At 46.8% G+C, this 545-nt stretch carries 1 protein-coding gene; it reads left to right on the forward strand.

What is annotated here, in order from left to right; genetic code table 11:
* Positions 1 to 474 (forward strand): hypothetical protein (locus B4U49_RS00280; RefSeq protein ID WP_204902948.1); only part of this gene is annotated, 474 nt, incomplete at its 5' end.
* Positions 475 to 545 lie beyond the last annotated feature (71 nt).

Consider the following 545-nt stretch of genomic DNA (forward strand, 5'->3'; position numbering starts at 1 on the left):
TCGCCCCTGTTGCGGGCGTTAGGTGCAGGAGTAATCATCGACATGAAATTCCACGTTGAGCTCAATGAGAATGAAGAAGCAATCTCTTTAGAGGAATTGCCAGCTTGGCTCGATCAAGTGGAAATCATGGATAAAGGTGAGCTTTGGCTAGGTAAAGGCGGCAAGGCAAACCCGTGGTGGAAAACATTTCTCGGCCTCCAATCTCAGCGTGTTGAACCACTACTCAGTCTAGAATGGTGCGACAATGGAGCATGTCTCTATTTCCATGATGAAAACTGGAGTGAATATAGAGTCCTTTCAAAGAATAGCTCAGTTCAATTTTCTCAAGATGTAAGAGCTGCGATTTCACACGGTGAAGAAAAGCCTGCACCACATGACGAGTGTATTGAAAAATCGATTGCTTTTAGCGCAGTTAGGGAAAGTATCAAGAGTTGGGAGCGACCAACGTGGTTGGAGTACAGGTACGTTGAGTAAGCACCTAACAAGGTGCGGCAGACCGACAGCTTACTTTGTGCACTTTTCGCACGGTCGCTGCGCTCCCATTT

This window comes from Microbulbifer mangrovi, from assembly GCF_002009015.1.
In the GTDB taxonomy this organism is placed as follows: Bacteria; Pseudomonadota; Gammaproteobacteria; order Pseudomonadales; family Cellvibrionaceae; genus Microbulbifer; species Microbulbifer mangrovi.